Genomic DNA, 24,033 nt, shown 5'->3' on the forward strand with positions numbered 1-24,033 from the left:
AGGACAACATTACAGCAAGTCTGCGATCATTCGTGGGTTTGCTGTTTTTTTGTGCACCTGTACAGATTGGAAGGGTTAGAGGTGGGAGCAGGATGGGCACCATATGGAGGAGAAGGTGAGAGTAATCCAGATGAAAGGCCGGGTGATTGGACTGTGAAAAAAGTTGTTTTTATTAAATTCCTGATGGTTATGCTGGTTGTAGGAGTAGCTTCATCGGGAGGAGCAACAGACATGACTTATGCGGCAAGCGCACCGGCTAAAAATGTGCAAATTCAGGAGGAATCTGAGGGTGAGGGAAGACTTGAAACTGGCAAGGGGATAGAAACAGGGTTAGATGCTATAGAAGTGATGCAAAAGATACAGCCTGGTCAACCGCTTCCTTCCATAATTTTAAAAGGTTTGGACGGCAAATCCTACAATATAGGAGCCAAGCATAATAAAGCGCTGGTGATCAGCTTCTGGGCCTCGTGGTGCGATCCGTGCCGTTTGGAGGCACCTGTACTGAATGAGCTATATAGCAAGTACAAGCATGATGTGGACGTGTATGGGATTAATGTAACACGCTATGATCGGTTGGAGGATGTGCAAAAGTTTTCCCGCTCGCTAAACCTTCAATTTCCGGTTTTGCTGGATGAGCAAGGAGCGCTGTTTGAAAGGTTTGGGGGTGCTGCATTTCCGACGAATGTCATGGTTGACCGTCATGGACAGGTACGTGAAATCATAATCGGCATGCTTAACGAACGTGAGCTGGAACGAAAAATAGAATTACTGCAAAAAAAGACGGTGTCTTTAGGGGCCGAATAGACCGCAAAAGACACCGCTTATTAATATAAAAAGCATTCATCAAAGAGTAATCGTCCAATCAGTGATTTACCAGTCCTTGGGGCGATAGTTCGTTCTGCTGATTTTTCGGAGACGGAGCTTCCAGCAACGCATAACGGAAGCTGTCCACCAGTGCTTCCCAGCTGGCTTCAATTACATTTTCGGATACGCCCACGTTACTCCATACGTCCTCGTAATTTTTGGACTCAATGAGCACGCGCACCTTGGCAGCGGTGGCATCCTTTTCATCGAGTACACGTACTTTATAGTCGGCCAGATGCATATCGCGCAGTGCCGGGAAATATTGAGAAAGAGCTTTACGCAGTGCGTTATCGAGCGCGTTGACCGGACCGTTGCCTTCAGCGGCAGTATAAACGCTTGTGCCTGCAACATTCAGCTTCAAGAACGCTTCGGATACAACTGGACGACCCGCTGTTTTCTCCACCAGCACCTTGAAGGACTCAAATGTGAACATTTCCTTCACTTCGCCGCCTGCTTCACGAATGAGCAGCTCCAGCGAAGCATCGGCTCCTTCAAACTGGTAGCCCTGATGTTCCAGCTCCTTGATGCGGCTAATGACCCCACGTGCCTCATTGCTGGACGGATCAAGGGTTATGCCCAACTCCTGCGCCTTGGACACAACATTGCTTTGCCCGGCAAGTTCAGAGACCAGTACCCGTTGCTTGTTGCCAACCAGTTCGGGAGCGATGTGCTCATAGGTTCGCGAGTCGCGCAGAATAGCTGACACGTGGATACCGCCTTTGTGGGCAAAGGCAGCATTGCCGACATAAGGCTGGTTCACTGGCAAATTCACGTTGGCAACTTCGCTGACAAAGCGGGCCGTGTTGTGAAGCTGCTTTAGCTTGTCGGAGTCCAAACACTCGTAGCCGAGCTTGAGCTGCAAATTTGGAATGACGGAGCATAAATTAGCATTACCACAACGTTCGCCGTATCCGTTAATCGTACCTTGGATTTGTCTCGCGCCTGCTTGCACTGCACTCAGTGTATTGGCTACGGCCAATTCACAGTCATTGTGTGTGTGAATGCCCAGTTTTGACCTTGTGAGCTGGCTATGCAGTGTGGTGACAATTTCCTGTATCTCATGCGGCATGGTGCCGCCATTGGTATCGCACATGACGAGCCAGTCTGCGCCTGCTTCTTCCGCTTTTTTCATGACGGCGAGTGCATATTCGGGATTATTTTTATATCCGTCAAAAAAATGCTCGGCATCAAAAATAACCTCCATGCCCCCTTGCTTTAAAAAGGCGATGGAGTCGTAAATCATGGACAGATTTTCTTCGAGTGTCGTCTGTAAGGCTGTGTGTACATGAAAATCCCATGATTTGCCGACGAGAGTAGCCGCTTGGGCGCCGGATTCCAGAATCCGTTGCAGGTTGGCATCCTGTGCCGCTATGCTATCTTTACGGCGTGTGCTGCCAAAGGCAACAATCTTGGCCTTTAGTCCCAGTTCTTGCACCCGTTTGAAAAATTCGATATCCTTGCTGTTGCTCCCGGGAATCCCGCCTTCAATATAATGAACACCGAGATCATCGAGTTTTTTGGCGATTTTCAATTTGTCGTCAGCAGACAAGCTAATTCCTTCTCCTTGAGTTCCGTCGCGCAGTGTTGTATCGAAGATAGAGATAGCGGTGGACATGAGGACTCCTCCTTCGCGGATTGCATAGATTTGGTAGTACTTTGCTTTTTTAAGCAGCTTATTTAATGATTTAACGCGTGAAAATAGAAAAGTATCAACCTGCCTTGATTCGTATGATTTTTGATTATATCAACTTATGACTTCAAATGTAATATATAAATATCATTTTTGACCGCAAAACCTTTATTTTCATGTAAAATAGGGCATAGCGTTATTTTATAATTTATAGTTAAAAGAAGGGTTGAGCATGAGAGATGTCAGTGCTTATTATCCGGTTGGTGGACGGGTTATTCTGCATGTCGATATGAACGCATTTTATTGTTCTGTTCATGCAGCGGAGGAACCGGAGAAATACAAGGGGTTGCCTACCGCAGTCGCGGGCAGCAGTGAGCTGCGCAGAGGTGTAATCGTAACCTGCTCCTATGAAGCCCGGCGATTGGGCATCTCAACAGGGATGGTCGTCCAGCAGGCCCGGCGGATTTGTCCGCAGCTCATCGTGATTCAGCCTGATTTTCACTTGTACCGTCGTTATTCCAAAGCTTTTATGAGCATTGCTTATTCGTATACACCTATGTTGGAGGCAACTTCAATTGATGAATGTTATCTGGATATTACAGGCTCCAAGCAGTTTGGAACGCCAATGGAGATCGCGGAGGAAATCCAGCGCAGAGTAGCGGACGAACTGGGACTGCCTTGCTCCATCGGAGTGGCGCCCAACAAGCTGCTTGCCAAAATGGCCTCTGACCTGAAAAAACCGCGCGGAATTTCTGTTTTGCGCTTGCGTGATGTGCCAAAGGTTTTGTGGAATCTCCCCTGTGGTCAATTGTTTGGTGTGGGACGGAAAACGGCCGACAAGCTTCGGCAAATGAACATTCGCACCATTGGCCAATTGGCCAAGGCGGACGAGCATGTGCTGATTGGCGTATTTGGCGTGACTGGCTCGTGGTTAAAGCTGGCTGCTAACGGGATTAATCATTCTCCGGTCAAAACCGAGCGGGAGCCGAACAAGTCGATCGGACACACTACTACCTTGCCCATGGATGTGGTGGAGCTGGAGGAAGCCCAACGGGTGCTTCTCAATATTAGCGATCAGGTAGCCCGCCGGCTTCGACGGCATGGCATGCTGGCAGGAGGTATTCAACTGACCATTCGGACGCCGGAGATGAAGACCTTTACGCGTTCTCAGGTAAGGAGTATTCCTACGGAAAGCGCAGAGGACATATATAAGGAAGCTTGTGCGCTGTATAGGCGACATTGGGGAGAGGGCAAGCCTGTTCGTTTGCTTGGAATTACGCTTCAGCAGCTAATCCCAAAGGAAGAAGCTGCTGTTCAGTTGGATCTATTTGAATACAAGGACCAGCCCAAAAAGGAAAGCTTGCTGAAGACGATGGATGCATTACGAGACAAGTTTGGCGAAAATGCAGTTCTGACCGCCGGGATGCTGGGAGATGACCCTTCGGTACTACTTCGGAACTCCAAACTGCGAGGGACTTCGCTGCAAAAAGACAATCTCCAGACGCCTGAGTAAACTTTTTGGGTGAGTTTATGTGAAGCAACGAAGGCGTACGATATAAGTATTTTTTGCATAAAGGATCAATGAAAATAATTTGTAATAATTTTTTGTTTGTATTAATATGTGAATAGAATGCAAAAGCTGGTTTGTTTGATTGTATAGGAGGCAGAGAAGAGTTATGGCTAAATACACTTGGGTAGAAAAAGATACATGCATCGCGTGCGGAGCTTGTGGTGCTACAGCGCCAGACATTTATGATTATGACGATGAGGGCCTGGCTGAAGTGATCTTTGATGGGGATGGTAACCAAGGCATCAAGGCAATTTCAGACGACCTGTTTGATGATATGCAGGATGCTTGCGATGGTTGCCCTACAGATTCTATTAAAGTTGCAGACGAGCCTTTCAATAAAGAAGGTTAAGTCTACGCTATCTTGGATAGGCACAGCACCAACAGCACTCTTTGCCGTACAACGGTGAAAAGGTGCTGTCGGTGCTGTTTTTTTTATGTGCTGTCCATATGGCCTGTTTTGACCGATATACATAGTAAAGAATAGGGTAAGACTACACGATCAGGAGGATCCGATGAATCATTCGCCTCATCTTAAATCGTATGTAAAAATGCACCCAGATAATAAAATGGCCTGGTATTTGCTCGGCAAAGAGTATGAGAGCAGTGGTCAGGAGGGTAAAGCAAATTATTGTTTCAATCGCGCGGGTGAAGTGTTCGAAGCCTTCGAGCATAAACAGATTCCGGCAGACGTATGGATGGAGTATCAGGATAAAGTGGTGCAGATGTCCAAGGAGAAGGCGCGGAGAACGGCTCGAACGCGTTATTTGCTAACTACGTTGATGGTACTTCTTCTAATATGGGTACCTTCAGCCAATTCGCCGGGTCATTCGAGGGAAAGTGCATCCGTTCCGCCTGGAACAGAGCGTGTGGCAGCCGACAATGTCAAAGTGGCAGGAGAGCAGACTTCTGACCCGAATAAAGTGGCTCAGATCGGTGGGCCTGGTGCTGGTGGTGTGTTTACGGCCCAAGCACGCACAGGCAGTTCAGCAGGAACGGCACTTGCAGATATGTTGGCAAAGGCTGGTCGTCTTCCGGCCGAGACTACAGTGCTGGGTATGGAGCAAAGTGGTTCTTGGCTGCTCTGGAGAGATCGTATGCAGCCGCTGCTTAGCTTGCAAAACAAAGGTAATGGAGGCTTAGTCGTCCAGTCTTACGACGCAGCAGCGTGTGCTTGTAAGCCGTCAGACAGTGAGAAGCTTCGAAAAGCAGGTCTGCAATGGGCTGCGGGACAGGAAGAACTGGCTGTGCTGAATAGCTCCATACGTGCTTTTCGTACGCAGCATCAACGTCTTCCTCAAAGTCTCGATGAGCTGACCCGAAGCTTTCCGGATAATATGATGTACGGTACGACAGACGGAATGAATAAGGCTTTTGCACCTATGCGTAGTTTACTTGCTTCACAGGCACAGAGGGCAGAAGGAACAGCGGTTCAACAGGCTGGTTCGTCGGCTGCAAGCAGTCCTTTATTGGCGTCTTCGCTGCATGGACGGCCTTTTCTAGGGCAGCCGCTTCGGATTGTGGTAGACAAGTCGAAGCACAGGCTCGGATTGGTGAGCGGCAACGTGCTTATCCGCAATTATGCTATCGGTTTGGGCGGAGAGCGGACTCCGGAAGGGAAGTTTGTTATTACGGATAAAGTCGTAAATCCGAATGGCAAGTCCAACGGTGAGTTTGGCAGCCGCGGTATGCAGCTGTCTGCAACGAATTATGCCATCCACGGCACGAACGAGCCGGACAGCATTGGCAAAAATGAGTCATTGGGCTGCGTACGCATGGGCAAACAGGATGTGGAGGAGTTATTTGCTCTCGTACCTTCAGGTACGGAGGTGGTCATTGGTACCGGGGGACTGCCTGATCAAGTGCTTGTGCCTGGCTCCCGATTTACGACTGAGCCGCAGCAGGACCAGACCAATCCCCGCAAAACCTATCACTGGCTAAATTAATCTTTAACGCTATTGCTACGTGTAGTTTAACGATTTCCCGCTTGTGCCAAAACAACGACGAGAACAATCACAATGATGAGGAGAACAAAACTGACGGCGGTCCATACAATCGCTTTCTTGTTCACCTCGTCCTTTTTCTTTTGCAGACTTGGCGGCTTGCGCTTGGTCTTCATATCAGCAATCCCTCTTTTCTGACGGGCTATAGCCCTGTCTTACTATGTCCATTGTAAATGGTTTGATTATACATTTTCAATGACATCTCCATGACAACTGAATTGTTCCTGATGCTGCACCTCGCAAATTACTTTCTTTTTGGTATGGAAAAAGCTAAACTATTTTGTAGAGATGTTTTTTTAGGATTGTGCAAGGGCATAGAACGGAGTGGATGAATCGTGTTGTATCGAAGGATTGTGAAACCTGTTTTTTTCAAAATGAGTCCAGAGACGGCTCACCATGTAGTCATTGACGGGTTAAAGCATGCGGGCTCACTTCCTGGCGGAGCGACAGCGCTGCGGGGAATGTACGGGGTCAAGGAGACGCCGGATTTGGCCGTCGATCTGTTCGGTATCCATTTTCCCAATCCGATTGGACTGGCTGCGGGACTGGATAAAAATGCGGAAGCGGTTGTCGGTTTTTCTTCCATTGGTTTTGGTTTTATGGAAGTAGGCACGGTGACACCTGTGGGTCAGCCCGGCAATGACCGTCCTCGTTTGTTCCGGTTGCCTCCCGACGAGGCGTTAGTGAATCGGATGGGCTTTAACAATCTGGGTGCGGAAAGCATGGCTAAACGTCTGGCTGCGCTGAAACATCGGCCTGTTCCGGTCGCGGTGAATATTGGTAAAAATAAAAACACGCCTAATGAGGACGCCCATAAGGATTATGAGAAGTGCATTTCCGCGCTGTATCCGTATGCGGACTTTTTTGTAGTAAATATTAGTTCACCGAATACGCCGGATCTACGAAAGCTTCAGCATGGCAGTGAGCTAAAATCGCTGCTGGAAGCAGTGCGTGCAGAAATGGGAGTACAGGCAACGAAGCATGGCGGAGCCAAGTCAGTGCTGGTCAAAATTGCGCCGGACGTATCGGATGAGGAACTGGAATATATGACAGACGCGATTGCGGCCAGTGGAGTGGACGGCATCATCGCGACGAATACGACAATTTCGAGGGCTGGCCTGACGCACCGGAATGCGGGTGAGACGGGCGGGCTTAGTGGTAAGCCGCTACGTGACCGTTCTACAGAGGTCATCGGACGAGTGTATCGCCAAACCGATGGCAAGCTGCCGATTATCGGATCGGGCGGCATTTTCAGCAGTCGTGATGCTTACGACAAAATTAAAGCAGGCGCGAGCCTGATTGAAATTTATACATCATTGATCTATGAGGGGCCGGAAGTGAACCGGACATTACATGCTGGTCTGCGTGAGCTGCTGCGAAAGGACGGCTTTAGACACATTAGCGAGGCTGTTGGTGCAGATCACAGATAAAAAGTGTTGTCGGAAGAGACAGGAGGTACGGGGATGGACGGAAGAGACTGGGGAACATTTTTGCTGCCATATGATCAGGCGGTGGAGGAGCTTAAGGTCAAGTTCAAAACAATGCGTGCGGAGCTGAAAAAGCGCGAGGAATACGCTCCTATCGAATTCGTAACCGGACGGGTGAAAAAAATATCAAGCATCCTCGATAAAGCGAAGAGATTACAGGTTCCTTCTGATCAGCTGGAGACGGGAATCGAGGATATTGCAGGAATCCGCATTATGTGCCAATTTGTTGAGGATATCCGGCGGGTAGCCGAGTACATTCGAAGACGCAAGGATTTGACCGTACTGTATGAAAAGGACTATATAACCAATTATAAAGATAGCGGATACCGCAGCTTTCATATGATTGTGGAATATCCGGTGCAAACAGCGCTTGGATTAAAAATTGTGCTGGCAGAAATTCAGATTCGTACCTTGGCGATGAATTTTTGGGCGACCATTGAGCATTCCCTCAGCTATAAGTATCGTGAGAGCTTGCCAGATAATATGCGTACACGGTTAAAAAAGGCTGCCGAGGCGGCCTTCGTACTGGACAACGAGATGTCTTCGATGCGTCTTGAAATATTGGAAGCACAGAAGAAGTTCGAGGATGAAGCGAATATTGTATCCAAAGTGCTGACAGGTATGCACCGACTGTATTTCTACCATAAGATCAGTGAAACGATTGATGCGCAGCGCAGGTTCAATGAGCTGTGGGAGCGGCACGACATGGAAGGGATCAAGCAGCTCCATGATGAAGTCAAGGAATTGCTGGCAGCTTCTACCAAGGAAGACGACAGGGATGAGTATTAAATGGTGAACGTTTCCTATGAACCGTTGTACGTGGCTTATTTGGTATACTTCAATCGGGATCGGGATTATTTTGAATGTCACGAGGTACTGGAAGAGCTGTGGCTAAAGCTGGACCGTGACCCTGTATATAAAGGTTTGCTGCAAATTGCTGTAGGGCTGTATCACTTCCGTAACGGAAATTTTCGCGGTGGACATATGATGCTGGACAGCGCGGTACACAAGCTGGAGTATGCGTCTCCGCAGGCGCTGGGCATTAACATGGAGAAGCTGGTGAACGAGGCGCGTGCTAGCGCCCGCCAGCTTGCCGAGGCTGTTGTAGCTGGCTCGGAAGATCTCCAGCACCAGCCGCCGGGTTTTCGGGATTTGACGATTGAAATCGTCGATCCCGTGCTGCGCCAGGCTATGGAGGAGGCATCGCCGTCCATAACAGTCAACATCCCGCAGCAGAGAGGTCCGCGGCGTGGGGAAAAGCATGAGCAGCGTCAGCAGGCGCTTGAGGCTTCTATGAGGCGCAGACAGGCGGCTGACGGCTCCTGCTCTGCCTCGCCCGGTACGAAGGGGCACGATGTAGTTTGAAGCGTGCCCCTTAAAGCAAGCAGCCCGATCCGTTTCAAGGGGATCGGGCTGCTTTATCGTTCAGTAGCCTAAGCCGTGTGGACGTCGTTTAGGAGGTTGTTTAGGAAGTTACATTCTTTTTATATTTTTCAAAAAAGGCTTTGAAATCATCGAGTGTGTAGCCGTTGTCGGAAGGATTTTCCTTCAAACCACCTACCATGCGCTCTTTTTCCACACCTTTTTCATAATAGATGAGCGTAGGGGTGTACTCAATTTTGTACTTGTCCCAGCCGTCCTCATACTCGCGCAGGTTAAATTCGTGCATGGTGATGTTCTCCTGCTTGCTCAAAGGCATTAGTTTGGGAGTGGTGGCGCGGCAATGAACACAGTCAGATGCAAAATGATAGACGAAAAAGTTTTCCTTTTTGTCAATTTTGCTTTGCAGATCCTCCGGTTTAATAATCTGCTGATAGTTTGGATCATTCAACAGCTCTTGGGTGGCAGGCTTTAACGAGGCTGTGGAAACGCCATACAGCTTGTTTTTAGTGCCTGAATTCAAAGCGAGCAGCACCCCAAGCAAAATGACGAGCACAACAAAAAAGCCAATGACAGGTATAAGCTTTTTTTTGTTGGATTTTTGAGCGTTCAATGCAATCTCTCCTATCAAAATTCAAAATATGTAGCTATGAATCTCATTATTATACAACATTACAGCTTGTAGTGAAAGTTTGTAAATCACACGGATATTGCAGCTTAACAGGTTGATTATGGTACAATAATTTTTATTTTAACAGGACAGGATGATTACAATTATGGGTGTACAGCTCCCTACAGCATTTGTGAAGCGCATGGAGCAATTGCTCGGCGACGAGTTTGAGGCTTTTATGGCTGCTTATGACCATACGCCTCATGCCGGGATACGCGTCAATACGTTAAAAATTTCGGTGGAGGCGTTTAAGGCGATTTCGCCGTTTGAACTGCGGCCAATTCCGTGGTGTGATACAGGTTTTTATGTTCCGTACGGCACAAAGCCGGGGTTACATCCTTATTATTATGCAGGACTGTATTATGTGCAGGAACCAAGTGCAATGTCTCCGGTAGAATTGCTAAATGTTGCTCAGGGTGAGGCTGTATTGGACTTGTGCGCTGCACCGGGCGGGAAATCGACCCAAATTGCGGCCAAGCTGCAAGGAAGCGGTCTGCTCGTAACGAATGATATTAGCGCAGATCGAACCAAGGCATTGGCCAAAAATGTGGAATTATATGGTGTGCGAAATGCCGTAGTGCTGAACGAAAGCCCGGATCGAATCGCAGATGCTTTCCCTCATTTTTTTGATAAAATATTAATTGACGCTCCTTGCTCTGGAGAAGGGATGTTTCGCAAGGATGAGGATATGGCGAAGCAATGGGAAAACCATTCGGTGGACAAATGTGTAGTTATGCAGCGGGATATTTTGCGAGTGGCAGCATCTATGTTAAGTGACGGGGGAAGAATCGTTTATTCGACCTGTACCTTTGCTCCGGAAGAAAATGAAGGGATGATCGCGGAGTTTCTGGAGGCACATCCTGATTTTGATGTTGTTCCTGTTCCTTCAGGAACGGGTTTTGCTTCAGGTCATCCAGAATGGGTGAGTGAAGCGGTTGCGGTAGGCCATCCGGAACTGCGTGGAACAGCACGCCTTTGGCCTCATCTTATAGAGGGTGAGGGTCATTTTATCGCTGTGTTGCAGCATCAAGGCAATCGTACAGCTACAGCGGATAATCAGCGGGGAATGGTCGATTCCTTTAAATCCGCTGACAGGGACGAAAAGGCTTTAAACATAGGTTCGGATCGTGCCCGTAAGAAGCAGCGGCTGTCTGTCAAGGAAGCGCCGACGCCAGGTGGACAGGGCAGGTTTGCAGTTGGAGAGCACAAACGGAATCGAAAAGGGATGGACGGGAAATCGGGTAAAGGAGCGAATGTACGCGGTTTCGAGAACAACAAGTCTCGTTCTGGTAAAGATGCGGCAAAATGGGCTGGGCGGGGACAACATGATGTACTGGAGTCCTATCTCTATTTTGTACAGGAGCAGCTTGAGGGGTCATTTGCAGGCCATATGGTAGTTTACGGAGATCGGATTTATCAGTCGCCGCTGGAATCTTATCGTCTGGACGGGCTTAAGGTGGTCCGTCCGGGCTGGTTTATGGGAACAGACAAGAATGGTCGGTTTGTACCTTCACACCCGCTGGCAGTGGCTTTGTGCCCTTCTGAGGCGGTCAGGAGCATAAACCTCTCCAGTTCAGACACAGAGGCCATCCGTTATTTGAAAGGTGAAACGTTATCCATCCCGGCCCAGCGAATGACGCTGCGGAACGAAGCACAGCCCAAAGGCTACGCTCTCGTATGCATTGACGGATATTCTGCCGGATGGGGCAAATGGCAGGACGGTATGCTCAAAAATGAATACCCTACAGGCTGGAGGTGGACATCGGTATGAGTGGGAAAGGAAGACAGACGCAGCGTTTGGACAAGGTTCTAACCCATATGGGATACGGTTCGCGCAGTGATATCAAGAGACAGGTAAAGCAAGGGATGGTCACCGTGAACGGTCGGACTACCAAGGATAGCGGCTTGCAGGTTCATCCGTACGACGATCAGATTGAAGTGAATGGGGAACGAGTTGTTTTTCGGGAGTACGTTTATATCATGTTGCATAAGCCACCGGGCGTTATATCCGCTACCGAGGATACAAGAGAGCAGACGGTGCTGGATTTACTGAGTGCGGAGGAACGGCATTTTGAGCCTTTCCCGGTAGGACGGCTGGATAAGGACACGGAAGGGCTGCTATTGTTAACGAACGATGGCAAGCTGGCGCATGAACTCTTATCTCCACGGCGACATGTTCCCAAAACGTATGAGGCTACGGTGTCGGGTTATGTGACGGAAGAGGATGTTCATCAATTTGCAGCAGGGGTGGAGTTGGATGACGGCTATGTCACTCTTCCGGCCCAATTGACCATTCTTCGTCATGAAAAAGCGCAAGAAGATGAAGAAGTCATTTCATACATTTCACTTGTGATCCATGAAGGGAAGTTTCATCAGGTGAAGCGCATGTTTGAGGCGGTCGGCAAAAAGGTTACGTATCTGAAAAGAACGGCGATGGGGCCGTTAACGCTGGATGATCAGCTTCCTCTGGGCAGCTATCGTGAGCTGACGAACGAGGAGCTGGCATGGATCGGCCGGGATTTGGCATCTGCAACGTCAGAGGCTTAACGGATATAGTGAATCGCAGCAAGTACGCTAAAAACATTAAGCTTTTACCTATAAATATATCAATGACGCACAGGCTCTTATGGGAGTTCCCTGTGGGTCATTTTGCTATACAGACTATAATTTACAGCTAACAGATGGCAGACTGCATGTTTATTGTGCGCGTGCCGCCCGACTTTTTTTCACTTCTGCTGCCTTATAAGCTGTGACCTTGTTTTTGCCCGTTGTTTTGGATATATACATAGCCTGATCGGCCTGTTTGACCAGTTCATCCGGGTTCATTTCCTTCTTTAACGTGCTGTGCCCGACGCTGATGGTCACGATGCTTTCATCGGCGACCCGCTCACGGATTCGTTCCGCGACCTGTTCGACCTTGGCCCGCCGATCAACCACCATCGCGACCAACTCCTCGCCGCCATATCTTCCGGTTAGTCCGATTTCATCCAGTTCTTCTTCCATAATCTGTGCAACCTGTTTAAGTACATCATCCGCGCGGGCATGGCCCTGCGTATCATTCAGCTTTTTGAAATTATCAATATCGCAAAAAATGACCGATACGCGGATTCCCTGCTCCATATATCGCCGCAATCGCCCCGAAAAGTATTTACGGTTATACAGGCCAGTCAAACCATCAGTAATGGAGGAACGGTAAATCCGTTGAAGCAGCTCCACAATCCGTTCGAACAGGATTAGAAACAACGTAGTGTAATACAGCAATGGCAAAAATGACATCCATAGGACTGTGCTTGTTGCACCTTTTTCAGCCGGAATGTCGCCTCGCAACCACAGACAGCCAAGCCAAAGCAAATAGAACAGTAAACCCAGTGCAAACTTTTTGGGCTGACCGATTCGTGGGATGATGAACACAAGGCTCAAAGTAAGCACAATGAGTCGATAAAGCAGGGTGAACCCGACGAGATTTGCTGCGCTGATCCAACTGGGCAGCAATCCGGCAGCCCATGCGCCAACCGGCAATATCAGTAGCGCTCCCAGCAACAGCAAAGACCATGCTCCCGCACGTTTTAGCTTCCGGTAGAGCTGAAATACGGCGGCATTGGTAAGCACAAAGGCAGCAGCCTCCAGCGTATTTTGCCACACGATTCCTTGCAGCGGCATTTTGCTGCCACCTGCCGAATAGAGATTCATGGCTTCATATGTCATAATAAAAATAGCGGCAACCGAAAAAAGGATATAGGCTTTTTTTCGCTGTCTGCTATATATGATCACGCACATCAGCGCCATCATGAGTATAATATACAAACCGCAGGCGGCACTTACAGCCCCGGCCAGAGATGGGAAACCGAAGGTTCCCGATAAGGACAACAACGTCAACGTCACCGACTCCATCTGTATAGATAGTGAGTCTATTGAACGGGGAATATGGTTCCCATACAATAGACAGGATTTATTCCATTTAAAATGTTATAATTTTCTTTTGTACTTAGCAATTATTCTCAATATATCATTTTTCAGAAAATCCGGAAACCTATACATACAACCTGTGTTCCGGGCAGTACAACGCTTGAAAGGGGAAGCACGTCATGAAATTGCTACAGGCTCTCTTTTTCCCACCCGAGCAACCGGGCGGCGTTTCATCTATGATTCCATATCTGCAAGAGCGATTTATGTCCCCGCGTTGGGAAATGGAGCTATTTTCAATCCCTAAACGGATTCGTAATAAGGGCAGGGATGAAGTCATATTTGATACCTTTGACTGGACGCAATATGAACAATATCCGATTGTCCAAAAATATATTCAGACGTACCGTGACTATTTGTGGTGGACCCGGCTTCGCATTCAGAAGCCCTTTGATCTCATTCATGCTCATCACCCGATTGCTGCGATTGCTATGAAAACTGTTTTTCCCGACATCCCGCTCGTTCAGACGATTCACTCTTCTTATGAGAAGGAGTTAATTCTAAACGGTAAAATAGAGGAGAACGGGCCTGAGCATCAATTTCTGGTGTCCTTGTATCGGGAGCTGGAGCATAAGGCCGATCGCCTGATCGCAGTATCTCATTCTTTCCAGCATTACTTGACGCCTTATGTACAAAATCCGCAAGATATTGTGGTCATTCCGAATGGATATGATGAGAAGCGCTTCAAGCCCATACCACATGAAAATGAAGTGACACAGCTTATAACTGTCTGTCGCCTTGTCCCTGCCAAAGGGCTGGATACTTTGTTACAGGCCTGTGCCGAGCTGAAAAAGAGAAATCAGAATTATGTGTTGCATATTATCGGAGATGGTCCCATTCGACCCGAGCTGGAAGAGATGGCGCGGCGGTTGGATATTTACCATGAAACAATCTTTTATGGATACACGCTTCATCCAGAAGAGTTTATGCCTTTCTTTGATGTGTTTGTTTTGCCTTCACGAGCGGAGGCCTTTGGTTCCGTGTTTGCGGAGGCGGCTTTGAGCTGTTTGGCTTTGGTGGGTACAGAGGTGGGGGGAATACCGGAGCAAATTGAGGATGGGGTAAATGGTCTGCTTGTGCCACCCGACAGTCCGGGGGCACTGGCAGACGCATTGGAAAAAGTTATCGCAGACCCTGCCTATCGTTATGAGCTGGCGCGATCTGCCTGCGACAAGGCTAAATCGAGCTATTCCCTGAGCAGGGCTGTTAATGAGCTAAAGAAAATGTATTTAAAATTCCAGCCCTAACCATGGCGTGTACCACCTGATTTTGAATCAGAATGCCGAAAGCTGGAGCGAGGACGTGAGGAACGGAAGGGTCCCCCACGTCCTGCCATGATCAGCTTGCTCACCCACATCAGACTAAGCATCCCGAAAATGGGATATAGAACGGACAGCAGTGAGCTGAAACCAAACTGACTGATTAGAAAACATGTGAGCATAATGAATAGTGTGATGAGCTTAGGCGAAATTTGGATATGCTGGCGGATTTGCAGACTGACACCGTAAATGTCGGCCACAAAGGTACTGAAAATTTCCATGAAAATGAGTAAAATGTAAATGATTTCGACCAGGGCCCCCAGACGGTAAGCAATGCTTCCCATCGGGATCTCAAATTGCTGAATTCCCGGCATATGTGCCGACATGGCAAAGTGAGCAGACATGAGCATAAACCCGACGCCAATCCCGCCCAAAACCCCGCCCCAGCGAATCGTTTTGCGGGAAAAGGTTTGACTGCCGAGTGGTACAAGCACAGCTTGGGCCATTGCCAGATTGAAGGAAGTATACAGCAGCGGAGAAATCCAGGCTCGCAGTATACTATAATCGGACGTATTTGTAATAAAGCTCTGCGGGTTTGGCATGGAGAGTGTGTTGTTAATGAGCAGGACAGACATAATCATCATCATAGGGACAACAATGGTGTTCATATGCAGGATAGCCTTGATTCCTTTACTCAGCAGTAGATATGTTCCGATCAGTGTAATGAGCAGTCCGGTCTGGTAATGCAGGTGAAGGTGTTCAACGAAAACAGAACCCGCTCCAGCCAGCATGACACTGTTGACACCAATCAGTACGATGAGTGTGAACCAGCTAATCCATTTACCGGCTCTGGCTCCAAAAAGGTGCTTGTTCAGATCCTCGTAGGACCGAGCTGAAATATCGTGAGCGATCAGCATCATTTTCGTACCCAGCCATACAAATATGAGTGTGGACAGCATGATGGTGAGTGTAGCCCAACGTCCGTACTGTGTAAAAAACTGCAATATTTCTTGTCCGGTAGCAAATCCGGCACCGACGATTGTTCCGATGTATGTAAAAGCAATCTGCAAAACATGAATATTACGTTTCATCCCCAGTCCCTCCTTGCCTGCTTGAATAACGCTGTAGCGAGCATATAATACAAGCTATGTTCAACTGAAATGGGACATGACTGGATGAGACTGAAAATAATTATAGTGAATTTAACGAATAGCTTGACGGGAGCGTAATTTATGGGTCAAATCCTTGCATGGATACTGGAATACGGATATTTGGCAATGTTCGGCTTGCTTGCCCTTGGAGTAGCCGGTATGCCGATACCTGACGAAGTGCTGATGATCGCCTTTGGCGGGCTCGTGTCTCAAGGACACTACAACTTTATTGCCGCGCTGGCAGTCACATTTTCCGGAAGTATGACTGGCATGATGCTTAGTTATACGCTCGGTCGTTTGCTAGGTAAGCCGCTGCTGCACCGATACGGTAAATGGGTGAGGCTTACGCCATCGAGAATTGCTTCTTCCGAGAACTGGTTCGGACGCTACGGCACTTGGGGCATTCTGTTCGGTTACTTTGTTCCTGGCTTGAGACATGTGTCCTCATATCTGGCAGGTACGACCCGTTTGAGTGTCTTTCGCTATATGATGTATGCATCGGCGGGCGCATTGCTCTGGTGCGGCACGTTTCTGGGAATTGGACATGCGGTGGGCATGCACTGGGAACAGGTGGCGAAGCTGATGGAAAGGGTGACACATCGGATAGGGCTGGCGGTCATTCTTCTGATTATTTTGGGAGGAATAGTCGCGTGGTTTTGGAATAAGCGTAAAAAAAATGTCACATGAATGTATGGGAAAGCAAGCTATGGCTTGAAAGCGTCAGGTGATGTATGTTACTTTTACCGCATAGGAATGCCGTGGGAGGTCATGGAATGGAAGTATTAAAGGAACGGATTATAAAAGAAGGCGTCGTTGCGTCGGATCAGGTGTTGAAGCTGGATGGATTACTTAATCACCAGGTTGATCCGAAGCTGACGATGGAAATGGGACGAGAGTTCGCAGCTCGTTTCCGGGAAGAGAATATTACGAGAGTGGTAACCGTGGAATCCTCAGGTATTGCCATAGGTTTCGCAACAGCATTGGAGCTGGGTGTACCGCTGGTGTTTGCCCGCCGCAAAAAGACTTTATTGGCCGACCCGGACGCATTATGCGAACGTGTGCCTTCATTTACGAAAGGCATTGTCACGGACATTATGCTGTCCCGTCAATTTATTCATGAGCATGACCGTGTTCTGTTCATTGATGATATTATCGCCAATGGTGATGCCGCAAGAGGTATGGTCAAAATCATTCAACGCTCCGGTGCGGAGCTGGTCGGATTCGGCGTGGCCGTGGAAAAATGCTTCCAGGCCGGGGCGAGAACGATCCGTGAGCAGGGTATACGGGTAGAGTCACTTGTCAGAATTTCATCGTTAACTGACGGCAAGATTGAGTTTGCCGAATAGTAACAATTCAGAAACTGCTGATCCTTATTTCTAATAATAACCTTTGCATGAGCTACAATTTCGCTTATAATATAGATAAGGTTTTGGGAGAGGAGGCAGCAACATGGGGAAAGAGCAATTGACCGAACAGTTTTTTCTGGAAAAACTGGCAGCGGCTAAAGTACATTTTGAACGTGCCTTGGATTGTAAGCATACGGAATTTGACGATTTGTATCCCTATATGATTGAACATCCTCAGTTTTTTTGGTACAAACGCTATGTGGCCTGGTCTGAGTTGTTGACGTTGGTTAACTTATGCGAAGAATTGTCCTTCTCTTGGAAAGAAGAATTTACTGCCCACCAAGTGGAGTACGTGGATCAGCGAGTGTTGTCTGCACAAGTGCTGGACTTCTGGTATGAGAAGAACGATACAAAAGAACATGATCACAGTGTAAATCAGTCGGGATAATTTGTCGCTCTGTTGGCAATCCATATAAGTAGTAAGCGGGAAGAGACCTAAATGATTTCGTTTAGGTCTCTTTTTAAACTTTTTAATGTGCATAAAGGATAGCCGCCGTTTTAGAAACGATTGTATAAGGGGGGACAGGGATGATTAATGATGAAGAATTAGACGCCTATCGGCTCTCCGGTGAGAAGGTGCGCGTCGTGCGGGATGGGCTGGAGTCCAACGATGTGGTAGGCATAGTGCTGGCGTGGGACGAGGAACAGGTGCTTATCCGCCGCCAGAATCGGCGTGTTGTCAAGCTGGATCGCAGCTATACATATCAGCCGTTCAGCGAACCCCGACACAATCCGATAGAACTGGATTAGACGAATGGGTCTCGGGCTGGCTGGATAAAAGGGTTTGAAGTGACTGGATAAAATAGGTGTACGTGTTGATGGCATATGCAGCCTGTAAACCGGACACAGTACATAAGAATATACTCCATATGAGAGGGTGTGCTGTGTCTTGACGGTTATGAATGAAAAAATACATGCGTATAAGGATCAAATTAGTCATTTAGAAGATAAGCTGCCGGAGGTAGTTCATGCCTATCATCGTTTCACCGGGGAGTGTTTTCAAGCCGGGAGTCTGGATGAAAAGACCAAGCAACTGATCGCGCTAGGTATTGGTTTGTTTGCCAATAATGAGGTATGCACGTTTTATCACGTGGACGAGGCCCGGTCCAAAGGAGCCAGTGATCAGGAGATTATGGAGACCATTGCTGTAGCCGCAGCGGTAGGCGGAGGACATGCTCTTAGCCAAGGGGTTACTCGTGTGCAGAAGGCGCTGCAATAAAGCGAACGATTTATGGGAATTCCTCATATACCGTTCATAGCGGGTAGGAATGGATAACGATAGCTGATGTTTATGTAAAGAAGCTTCCGAGCACGCTTGTGCCTGCGGAAGCTTCTTTCGTTTGCGGGCTTTGCGGGGATTATGCACTTCCGCTTGCGGCAGAAGCAGCAGGGCGAAGCGATTTACGCTTATAGGCCGAGGAGGATGTAACCAGACTTCGTTCAACAAACCGTAGGGGCTTGGAAGCTGAGCGGCTGTCTGGAAACTCGGAGCGATGTTTTTCGGGTAAAGGGGAGGCAGCTGTATGAGGCATAGAGGTTGAGAGCCCCAGATAAGCGCGCATTCGTTCATACATTTCTTTGCGGAATACAGGCATAGCCATACTGAACTGCTCTTTATTTCCTTTGCTTATATAGGTGGCGTGAACGCCTGAGTGGTTTTGTCGTATGTCCAAAACACGAATATGACATTTATTAAATTCATGTTTTATTTCAGATAGTAAGATTCCGGTACGATCTATTCCTGCGTTAACCATTTCGACATAAAGATCAGGCGTTTTCAGCATACCGCTTTCTTCAAGAATAAGACTGTCCCGCTCAAATACCTTTTGAATAAAGGTAAGGAGCAGATAATTTTTCACAAGAGACAATTCATTCTGAGTAGTAACTGAAGAGATCATAACCATTCACCGCCCTAGGAAAATGTGATGATAATCCATATCTGACTGAACGAAAAGAACGAGCGTTCTCAGGAACTTATGTTCTTATTTTAGTGTATTATTCCTAATTTATCAAGAGGTAATGAAAATATAAAGTGTTTGACTTCTTCTTATGAGCATGGTATGATCTATCTTGTCGCTAAGAAAGATTGATCTTTCGAGGACAAACGACAACATATATGCGGTCGTGGCGGAATTGGCAGACGCGCACGGTTCAGGTCCGTGTGGGCTAACCCCCCGTGGAGGTTCGAGTCCTCTCGACCGCATCATCTTAAAATGAACGCTCTTGAATTCCCCTGTGGAGATTCAGGAGCTTTTTGCATATTCGGGATATGTAAAGTGGTACTCATGACACCCAGATGTAACCCCTCATGAATGTTTGCTGCATTGGTGTAAGCGTCTAAATCGCCAAGTACGAGAATGACTGTAGATGCGGTCTTGATTTTGATTTGTTTCTGGCGACGGCCTTCAAAATCTGGCTGGACATTCTATAATAGCAAGGAGTATCATGACTGTTTCTGAAAAAGCCAACTTTATATTGCACCAACAAAAGAGTCTGTAGTCCTGAAATGGTATGGAGTCCTTTTTGGTGTTTAATGCTTAACCGTCAGACGACAGCAAGCGGCACATCATTTCCTCGTACCGGCGTTCATATAATGTACATCATGACGTTATATGGAGGTACAAGAGAATGGGCAATGTATGGAGCGCGGTCGATGAGGGGACAAGGAAGCTGAGGAACTTTTTTATGCGCCAGCAGCATCAAGACGGATCATGGCATTTTTGCTTTGAGAACGGGGTGACGATGGATGCTTATGTCATGATCCTCTTTCGGATATTGGATATACAGAATGAAGAGCTGATCCGGCGTCTGCATGATCGCATCCTTGCGGAGCAGCAGCCGGAAGGCTGTTGGCGTTGGTACTGGGACGAGCAAGAAGGTAATTTATCCGTTTCTATTGATGCCTATTATGCCCTGCTCTATTCCGGGTACAGTGAACCGACGGACGAGTCGATGGAGCGGGCCAGGCGTTACATCCAATCGCAAGGTGGACCGGGGAAATCGGCCAGCATTCTGACAAAGGCGATTCTCGCTGCTACGGGGCAGCGCAAATGGCCAGCATCGATCTCGTTCATACCGCTGGAGATCATCCTTTTTCCTGCCTATATGCCAATTAATCTGTATGAATTCTCAGGTTATTCCCGCATCCATCTGATCCCTATGCTGATCATGGCGGACCGGAATTTCTCTATATCAACGAATAAGACTCCCATTGTATCCGATCTGTTCGATTCACGCTATGATGACGATGAGCCGCAACCCCAGGAGCACCGGGAGATCGCGGAGAGCATACGTATCGGTCTCAGCAGACTTCTCGGAACTCCCCGTTATATCCATGAAGCAGCTCTAAACAAGGCGGAGCAGTTTATGCTGGATCGAATCGAATCGGATGGCACCCTATACAGTTATGCGAGCAGCACCATTCTCATGGTTTTTGCCCTGCTTGCACTGGGCTATGATAAACGGCATCCGCTTATTTTAAAGGCCGTTCAAGGGTTGACAGAGATGCAGTACCGCTTTGACGGTAAAGCTACCATTCAGAATTCGCCCTCAACGATCTGGGATACGGCCTTGATCTCCTATGCGCTGCAGGAGTCCGGCGTCGCCGGGGATCATGAGGCCGTGCAGCGGTCGGCAGCCTATCTCTTATCCAGACAACAGGACAAAGCGGCGGATTGGAGTGTTCATAATCCGGATACGGTTCCTGGCGGCTGGGGATTCTCCGAGACCAATACCTTAAATCCCGATGTAGACGACACAACAGCCGCTTTAAGAGCGATTCACTGCCTGTCCCGTACGGATTCTAAATATCGTGACTCATCCACCCGGGGACTAAACTGGGTTATGTCTATGCAAAATAAAGACGGCGGTTGGCCTGCGTTCGAAAAAAACACCAATAAGAAAATGCTCACATGGCTGGCCATAGATGGTGCCAAGTCCGCCGCTATCGACCCTTCGGGAGCCGACCTTACTGGACGCACATTGGAATACCTCGGAAATTGTTGCGGATTCGACACGAGGCACGATTTCATCAAACGGGGGGTCAACTGGCTGATCTCCCATCAGGAGAAAGACGGATCATGGTATGGAAGATGGGGGATTTGTTACATTTACGGCACTTGGGCGGCACTGACTGGTTTAGAGGCTGCCAGGCTCCCTGCGGACCATGCTTCGATTCAAAAAGGAGCGGAATGGCTCTTGCAGATTCAGAATTCGGATGGGGGCTGGGGTGAATCCTGCATCAGCGACCGGGTGATGAAATACATGCCCTTAGGGGAAAGTACGCCATCCCAAACTGCGTGGGCACTCGATGCACTCATCGCGGTTCAGTCGCAGCCGTCTGCTGCCGTAAATAGAGGAATATACAAGTTGATGGAATTGCTGCAAAATGACGATTGGCCGACCGCATATCCCACGGGCGCCGGGCTCCCGGGTAACTTCTATTCTCATTATCATAGCTATCGTTACATCTGGCCGCTTCTGACCCTAAGCCATTATAAGAAGAAATACGGGGAATAAGGAGCCATACTGCATCTATGTGGCAGGAATGGTTATATGGTGTGAGGGCTTAGCTCGTACAGGATGATTTTATTGCTCGGAATGAGGTCAATATTTCCCATAGAATGAAGTTATTGGTCAGGGGAGGAGAGAGGCCTCCCCGAAGCTGTCGCTTCGTTAATTTGTCAATGGTAGAGAGAGGGGGGGTTCGGTTGTCGTTCTCTCCGAGTTCTCTCAAACGTCCAAAATCGACCACATTTTGCCGACTTGCCGGGCGCTTGAATTAGACGAAAAAACCGTCAGAAACCTTGATTTTACAAGGGTTTTGACGGTTTTTAATTCCATTCCATTGACTTATATTCCGCTAGGATCCCAATCGCATACGCAGTTCAGGTCCGTGTGGGCTAACCCCCGTGGAGGTTCGAGTCCTCTCGACCGCATCATCTTATAATATACAGGTTCGTGAATTGCTTTTTTAGCAGCTTACGGACCTTTTTATATGCTTAAGAGATTTAAGCTGTTGCTCAAGACTTGTGTCGAAGAAATTGGAATAAACTTGAATGAATAATGAATCAAATCACTCACCTTGATCAGCAAATGCTGCTGTCTCAGCATCTCCTCTTTTCTTTGAGCGCGCCCCTGCCAAACGGACTACTAGCGAAGCTACCACCAAAAATGCAGTTACACCCACAATGATAACAAAAAAGGATTGATCAAAAGCAGAACGGCCTGCAGCTTTCAATGCCTCTGCAGCCTGTGCAGACAAACCCTCTGCAACCAAGAGTGCTTCATCCAGGCTGTCTTTCACATTCGCAGGAACATGGAGCCCCGAAGGAACTTTCATAGCCAGAGTATACACAAGGGTTGACATGCTTCCGATGATAGCTATCCCCGATGCTCCCCCCATTTCATAGGCAACTTCCTCAATGGATGCAGCCATACCTGCTTTCTGAGGGGGGGCATAGTTCATAATGGAATGAGATGCCGCTGTCATACCTGCTCCCAAGCCTGCACCAAGCAGGGCCAATCCAAGGATTTGCCCGGAAATGTCTGAATTAAATTGCATAAGATAGATGCCCATACCCAGACCGGCAATCAGAAGAGAGATGCTCTTAATACGGATAACGTCATAGCGATGCAATATGGACCCGGTTAACGGGCCGGCAATGAGAGATGCAATCGGTATGCTTATCGTGTACAGTCCTGCTTGGAGAGGCGACAGACCTTCCACCAGTTGAAGACGCTGGGTTACAATATATTGAATCCCCATCTGTGCAAATGCACCCACCAATGCAGTTATAAATCCGGTGCTGAACCTTGTAATTTTGAATAAAGTAAGATCAATAAGAGGGCTGGCGCTTTTATTTTGACGACGGATAAAGATGATAAGTGCCAAGACGCCGATAACCGCACCTATTACGGCCAATATTGGAGACCCGTCACGACGGGCAAACTCTTTGATTGAATAGATGAGTCCCACCATGGCGATCATGATTTGGATGGAACCGGTAAGATCCCATTTTTTCTCTTTATTGCCCGCATGTTTTGGAACATAAATCAGAGTTAATGCAAAAGCAATGATCGCAATCGGCAAGTTAATCAAAAATACAGAACCCCACCAAAAATGCTCTAAAAGAAGCCCGCCGACGATAGGACCTAGTCCTGCACCTCCTGCGGAAACGGAGCCCCAAATTCCGATCGCTAATCCACGCTCGCGTTCATCGGTAAATGTAATCCTAATGATTGACAAGGTAGCGGGCATCATCATAGACGCTCCGACTGCAAGAAGAACCCGAGACGCTACTAATACAAAGGGCACGGGAGAAAAGGCGGCAGTAAGCGAAGCAGCAGCAAATACAAGCAAACCGAGGGTAAAGATTTTTTTATAACCCAATCGGTCCCCAAGCGTTCCCATTGCTGGCAGCAGACCCGCCATAACGAGCGAGTACCCATTCAGAATCCATAATTTTTCTGATGCGGAAGCACCGAGGTCATGGGTTAGACTTGGCAATGCCGTGTAAAGGATGGTCATATCCATTACAATAAGTAAAAGTGCGCTTGATACGATAGTCAGAATCATCCAACGTTTGAATTTAGACATGTTTTCCTCCGTTAATACAAATTTAAGGTATTGCAATTAAAACTTTAAACTATAG

At 48.0% G+C, this 24,033-nt stretch carries 23 protein-coding genes and 1 tRNA gene; 17 read left to right on the forward strand and 7 right to left on the reverse strand.

The genetic code is table 11. The features are described from left to right. Positions 1 to 81: 81 nt before the first annotated feature. Positions 82 to 804 carry a TlpA family protein disulfide reductase gene (locus ACWXW9_RS05125; protein WP_494928569.1) on the forward strand — a complete coding sequence of 241 codons (723 nt, stop codon included), beginning with the start codon at positions 82 to 84 and terminating at the stop codon, positions 802 to 804. 58 nt (positions 805 to 862) lie between these two features. On the opposite strand, the gene cimA is transcribed toward ACWXW9_RS05125, so the two are convergent. Continuing rightward, positions 863 to 2,479 carry a citramalate synthase gene (gene cimA, locus ACWXW9_RS05130; RefSeq protein WP_134910308.1) on the reverse strand — a complete coding sequence of 539 codons (1,617 nt, stop codon included), beginning with the start codon at positions 2,477 to 2,479 and terminating at the stop codon, positions 863 to 865. Between the two features lie 247 nt (positions 2,480 to 2,726). Here cimA and ACWXW9_RS05135 point away from each other — a divergent pair, with 247 nt between their 5' ends. The 3 genes from ACWXW9_RS05135 (at position 2,727) to ACWXW9_RS05145 (ending at position 6,007) form a co-directional block, all read left to right on the forward strand. Then, on the forward strand, positions 2,727 to 4,007 hold the full coding sequence (locus tag ACWXW9_RS05135; protein WP_494928570.1) for a DNA polymerase IV: 1,281 nt from the start codon (positions 2,727 to 2,729) through the stop codon (positions 4,005 to 4,007). A gap of 163 nt (positions 4,008 to 4,170) precedes the next feature. Next, positions 4,171 to 4,413 carry a ferredoxin gene (locus ACWXW9_RS05140; RefSeq protein ID WP_014280869.1) on the forward strand — a complete coding sequence of 81 codons (243 nt, stop codon included), beginning with the start codon at positions 4,171 to 4,173 and terminating at the stop codon, positions 4,411 to 4,413. 163 nt (positions 4,414 to 4,576) lie between these two features. Next, positions 4,577 to 6,007 carry a L,D-transpeptidase gene (locus ACWXW9_RS05145; protein ID WP_494928571.1) on the forward strand — a complete coding sequence of 477 codons (1,431 nt, stop codon included), beginning with the start codon at positions 4,577 to 4,579 and terminating at the stop codon, positions 6,005 to 6,007. A 26-nt stretch (positions 6,008 to 6,033) separates the two neighbouring features. Here the strand turns inward: ACWXW9_RS05145 and ACWXW9_RS05150 are convergent, their stop codons facing one another. After that, positions 6,034 to 6,180 carry a hypothetical protein gene (locus ACWXW9_RS05150; RefSeq protein WP_014280871.1) on the reverse strand — a complete coding sequence of 49 codons (147 nt, stop codon included), beginning with the start codon at positions 6,178 to 6,180 and terminating at the stop codon, positions 6,034 to 6,036. A 219-nt stretch (positions 6,181 to 6,399) separates the two neighbouring features. Here ACWXW9_RS05150 and ACWXW9_RS05155 point away from each other — a divergent pair, with 219 nt between their 5' ends. Genes ACWXW9_RS05155 through ACWXW9_RS05165 form a run of 3 tightly spaced genes read left to right on the forward strand, consistent with a single transcriptional unit; the run spans position 6,400 to position 8,916 of the window. Then, positions 6,400 to 7,494, forward strand: coding sequence for a quinone-dependent dihydroorotate dehydrogenase (locus ACWXW9_RS05155; RefSeq protein WP_149094886.1), 1,095 nt, complete (start codon positions 6,400 to 6,402; stop codon positions 7,492 to 7,494). Between the two features lie 33 nt (positions 7,495 to 7,527). Continuing rightward, the gene (yjbM, locus tag ACWXW9_RS05160; RefSeq protein WP_494928572.1) at positions 7,528 to 8,340 is read left to right on the forward strand and encodes a GTP diphosphokinase; all 813 of its coding nucleotides are present in this window, start codon (positions 7,528 to 7,530) and stop codon (positions 8,338 to 8,340) included. Continuing rightward, complete coding sequence (locus tag ACWXW9_RS05165) at positions 8,341 to 8,916, forward strand: DUF309 domain-containing protein (RefSeq protein ID WP_494928573.1); 576 nt, start codon at positions 8,341 to 8,343, stop codon at positions 8,914 to 8,916. Positions 8,917 to 9,016: 100 nt separating this feature from the next. Here the strand turns inward: ACWXW9_RS05165 and ACWXW9_RS05170 are convergent, their stop codons facing one another. Next, positions 9,017 to 9,544 (reverse strand): thioredoxin family protein, encoded by a 528-nt coding sequence (locus ACWXW9_RS05170; protein ID WP_192511274.1) that lies wholly within the window; start codon positions 9,542 to 9,544, stop codon positions 9,017 to 9,019. Positions 9,545 to 9,707: 163 nt separating this feature from the next. Between ACWXW9_RS05170 and ACWXW9_RS05175 the strand changes: the two genes are divergently transcribed. Both ACWXW9_RS05175 and ACWXW9_RS05180 read left to right on the forward strand, forming a co-directional pair. Next, positions 9,708 to 11,372 (forward strand): RsmB/NOP family class I SAM-dependent RNA methyltransferase, encoded by a 1,665-nt coding sequence (locus tag ACWXW9_RS05175; protein WP_494928574.1) that lies wholly within the window; start codon positions 9,708 to 9,710, stop codon positions 11,370 to 11,372. Then, positions 11,369 to 12,148: a pseudouridine synthase gene (locus ACWXW9_RS05180; protein WP_494928575.1), complete on the forward strand. Its 780-nt coding sequence runs from the start codon at positions 11,369 to 11,371 to the stop codon at positions 12,146 to 12,148. The genes ACWXW9_RS05175 and ACWXW9_RS05180 overlap by 4 nt, the downstream gene beginning before the upstream one ends. A 150-nt stretch (positions 12,149 to 12,298) precedes the next feature. Here the strand turns inward: ACWXW9_RS05180 and ACWXW9_RS05185 are convergent, their stop codons facing one another. After that, positions 12,299 to 13,477, reverse strand: coding sequence for a GGDEF domain-containing protein (locus ACWXW9_RS05185; protein WP_494928576.1), 1,179 nt, complete (start codon positions 13,475 to 13,477; stop codon positions 12,299 to 12,301). Between the two features lie 209 nt (positions 13,478 to 13,686). On the opposite strand from ACWXW9_RS05185, the gene ACWXW9_RS05190 reads away from it, so the two are divergent. Beyond that, positions 13,687 to 14,811, forward strand: a complete 1,125-nt coding sequence (locus ACWXW9_RS05190; protein ID WP_494928577.1) for a glycosyltransferase family 4 protein — start codon at positions 13,687 to 13,689, stop codon at positions 14,809 to 14,811. On the opposite strand, the gene ACWXW9_RS05195 is transcribed toward ACWXW9_RS05190, so the two are convergent. Continuing rightward, positions 14,808 to 15,914: a YkvI family membrane protein gene (locus ACWXW9_RS05195; RefSeq protein WP_494928578.1), complete on the reverse strand. Its 1,107-nt coding sequence runs from the start codon at positions 15,912 to 15,914 to the stop codon at positions 14,808 to 14,810. The two genes, ACWXW9_RS05190 and ACWXW9_RS05195, sit on opposite strands and share 4 nt — an antisense overlap. Positions 15,915 to 16,055: 141 nt before the next feature. Here ACWXW9_RS05195 and ACWXW9_RS05200 point away from each other — a divergent pair, with 141 nt between their 5' ends. The 5 genes from ACWXW9_RS05200 to ACWXW9_RS05220 all read left to right on the forward strand — a co-directional run bounded on the left by ACWXW9_RS05200 (position 16,056) and on the right by ACWXW9_RS05220 (position 18,599). Beyond that, positions 16,056 to 16,661: a DedA family protein gene (locus ACWXW9_RS05200; protein ID WP_494928579.1), complete on the forward strand. Its 606-nt coding sequence runs from the start codon at positions 16,056 to 16,058 to the stop codon at positions 16,659 to 16,661. A gap of 86 nt (positions 16,662 to 16,747) precedes the next feature. Continuing rightward, entirely contained in the window at positions 16,748 to 17,320 is a 573-nt protein-coding gene (locus ACWXW9_RS05205; protein ID WP_134910298.1) for a xanthine phosphoribosyltransferase, read from the forward strand. 103 nt (positions 17,321 to 17,423) lie between these two features. Beyond that, positions 17,424 to 17,768 (forward strand): hypothetical protein, encoded by a 345-nt coding sequence (locus ACWXW9_RS05210; RefSeq protein WP_007429850.1) that lies wholly within the window; start codon positions 17,424 to 17,426, stop codon positions 17,766 to 17,768. A 140-nt stretch (positions 17,769 to 17,908) separates the two neighbouring features. Next, complete coding sequence (locus ACWXW9_RS05215; RefSeq protein ID WP_014280883.1) at positions 17,909 to 18,130, forward strand: hypothetical protein; 222 nt, start codon at positions 17,909 to 17,911, stop codon at positions 18,128 to 18,130. Between the two features lie 139 nt (positions 18,131 to 18,269). Beyond that, the gene (locus ACWXW9_RS05220; protein ID WP_044646366.1) at positions 18,270 to 18,599 is read left to right on the forward strand and encodes a carboxymuconolactone decarboxylase family protein; all 330 of its coding nucleotides are present in this window, start codon (positions 18,270 to 18,272) and stop codon (positions 18,597 to 18,599) included. 139 nt (positions 18,600 to 18,738) lie between these two features. Here ACWXW9_RS05220 and ACWXW9_RS05225 read toward each other — a convergent pair whose 3' ends face one another. Continuing rightward, on the reverse strand, positions 18,739 to 19,278 hold the full coding sequence (locus tag ACWXW9_RS05225) for a YhjD family protein (RefSeq protein WP_494928580.1): 540 nt from the start codon (positions 19,276 to 19,278) through the stop codon (positions 18,739 to 18,741). Positions 19,279 to 19,498: 220 nt separating this feature from the next. On the opposite strand from ACWXW9_RS05225, the gene ACWXW9_RS05230 reads away from it, so the two are divergent. Both ACWXW9_RS05230 and shc read left to right on the forward strand, forming a co-directional pair. Then, a tRNA-Leu gene (locus ACWXW9_RS05230) sits at positions 19,499 to 19,583 on the forward strand. A gap of 425 nt (positions 19,584 to 20,008) precedes the next feature. Beyond that, positions 20,009 to 21,898 (forward strand): squalene--hopene cyclase, encoded by a 1,890-nt coding sequence (gene shc / locus ACWXW9_RS05235; protein WP_494928581.1) that lies wholly within the window; start codon positions 20,009 to 20,011, stop codon positions 21,896 to 21,898. A 556-nt stretch (positions 21,899 to 22,454) separates the two neighbouring features. Here the strand turns inward: shc and ACWXW9_RS05240 are convergent. After that, the gene (locus ACWXW9_RS05240) at positions 22,455 to 23,978 is read right to left on the reverse strand and encodes an MFS transporter (protein WP_494928582.1); all 1,524 of its coding nucleotides are present in this window, start codon (positions 23,976 to 23,978) and stop codon (positions 22,455 to 22,457) included. Positions 23,979 to 24,033: the final 55 nt, after the last annotated feature.

The sequence above is a fragment of the Paenibacillus sp. LT-B23 genome (genome assembly GCF_059417685.1).

Excerpts from the sequence above, each read along its gene's own strand:
- cimA (WP_134910308.1), bottom strand. The coding sequence starts at position 2,479 with ATGTCCACCGCTATCTCTATCTTCGATACAACACTGCGCGACGGAACT.
- ACWXW9_RS05135 (WP_494928570.1), top strand. The coding sequence starts at position 2,727 with ATGAGAGATGTCAGTGCTTATTATCCGGTTGGTGGACGGGTTATTCTG.
- ACWXW9_RS05140 (WP_014280869.1), top strand. The coding sequence starts at position 4,171 with ATGGCTAAATACACTTGGGTAGAAAAAGATACATGCATCGCGTGCGGA.
- ACWXW9_RS05145 (WP_494928571.1), top strand. The coding sequence starts at position 4,577 with ATGAATCATTCGCCTCATCTTAAATCGTATGTAAAAATGCACCCAGAT.
- ACWXW9_RS05150 (WP_014280871.1), bottom strand. The coding sequence starts at position 6,180 with ATGAAGACCAAGCGCAAGCCGCCAAGTCTGCAAAAGAAAAAGGACGAG.
- yjbM (WP_494928572.1), top strand. The coding sequence starts at position 7,528 with ATGGACGGAAGAGACTGGGGAACATTTTTGCTGCCATATGATCAGGCG.
- ACWXW9_RS05165 (WP_494928573.1), top strand. The coding sequence starts at position 8,341 with ATGGTGAACGTTTCCTATGAACCGTTGTACGTGGCTTATTTGGTATAC.
- ACWXW9_RS05175 (WP_494928574.1), top strand. The coding sequence starts at position 9,708 with ATGGGTGTACAGCTCCCTACAGCATTTGTGAAGCGCATGGAGCAATTG.
- ACWXW9_RS05180 (WP_494928575.1), top strand. The coding sequence starts at position 11,369 with ATGAGTGGGAAAGGAAGACAGACGCAGCGTTTGGACAAGGTTCTAACC.
- ACWXW9_RS05190 (WP_494928577.1), top strand. The coding sequence starts at position 13,687 with ATGAAATTGCTACAGGCTCTCTTTTTCCCACCCGAGCAACCGGGCGGC.
- ACWXW9_RS05195 (WP_494928578.1), bottom strand. The coding sequence starts at position 15,914 with ATGAAACGTAATATTCATGTTTTGCAGATTGCTTTTACATACATCGGA.
- ACWXW9_RS05200 (WP_494928579.1), top strand. The coding sequence starts at position 16,056 with ATGGGTCAAATCCTTGCATGGATACTGGAATACGGATATTTGGCAATG.
- ACWXW9_RS05205 (WP_134910298.1), top strand. The coding sequence starts at position 16,748 with ATGGAAGTATTAAAGGAACGGATTATAAAAGAAGGCGTCGTTGCGTCG.
- ACWXW9_RS05210 (WP_007429850.1), top strand. The coding sequence starts at position 17,424 with ATGGGGAAAGAGCAATTGACCGAACAGTTTTTTCTGGAAAAACTGGCA.
- ACWXW9_RS05215 (WP_014280883.1), top strand. The coding sequence starts at position 17,909 with ATGATTAATGATGAAGAATTAGACGCCTATCGGCTCTCCGGTGAGAAG.
- ACWXW9_RS05225 (WP_494928580.1), bottom strand. The coding sequence starts at position 19,278 with ATGATCTCTTCAGTTACTACTCAGAATGAATTGTCTCTTGTGAAAAAT.
- shc (WP_494928581.1), top strand. The coding sequence starts at position 20,009 with ATGGGCAATGTATGGAGCGCGGTCGATGAGGGGACAAGGAAGCTGAGG.
- ACWXW9_RS05240 (WP_494928582.1), bottom strand. The coding sequence starts at position 23,978 with ATGTCTAAATTCAAACGTTGGATGATTCTGACTATCGTATCAAGCGCA.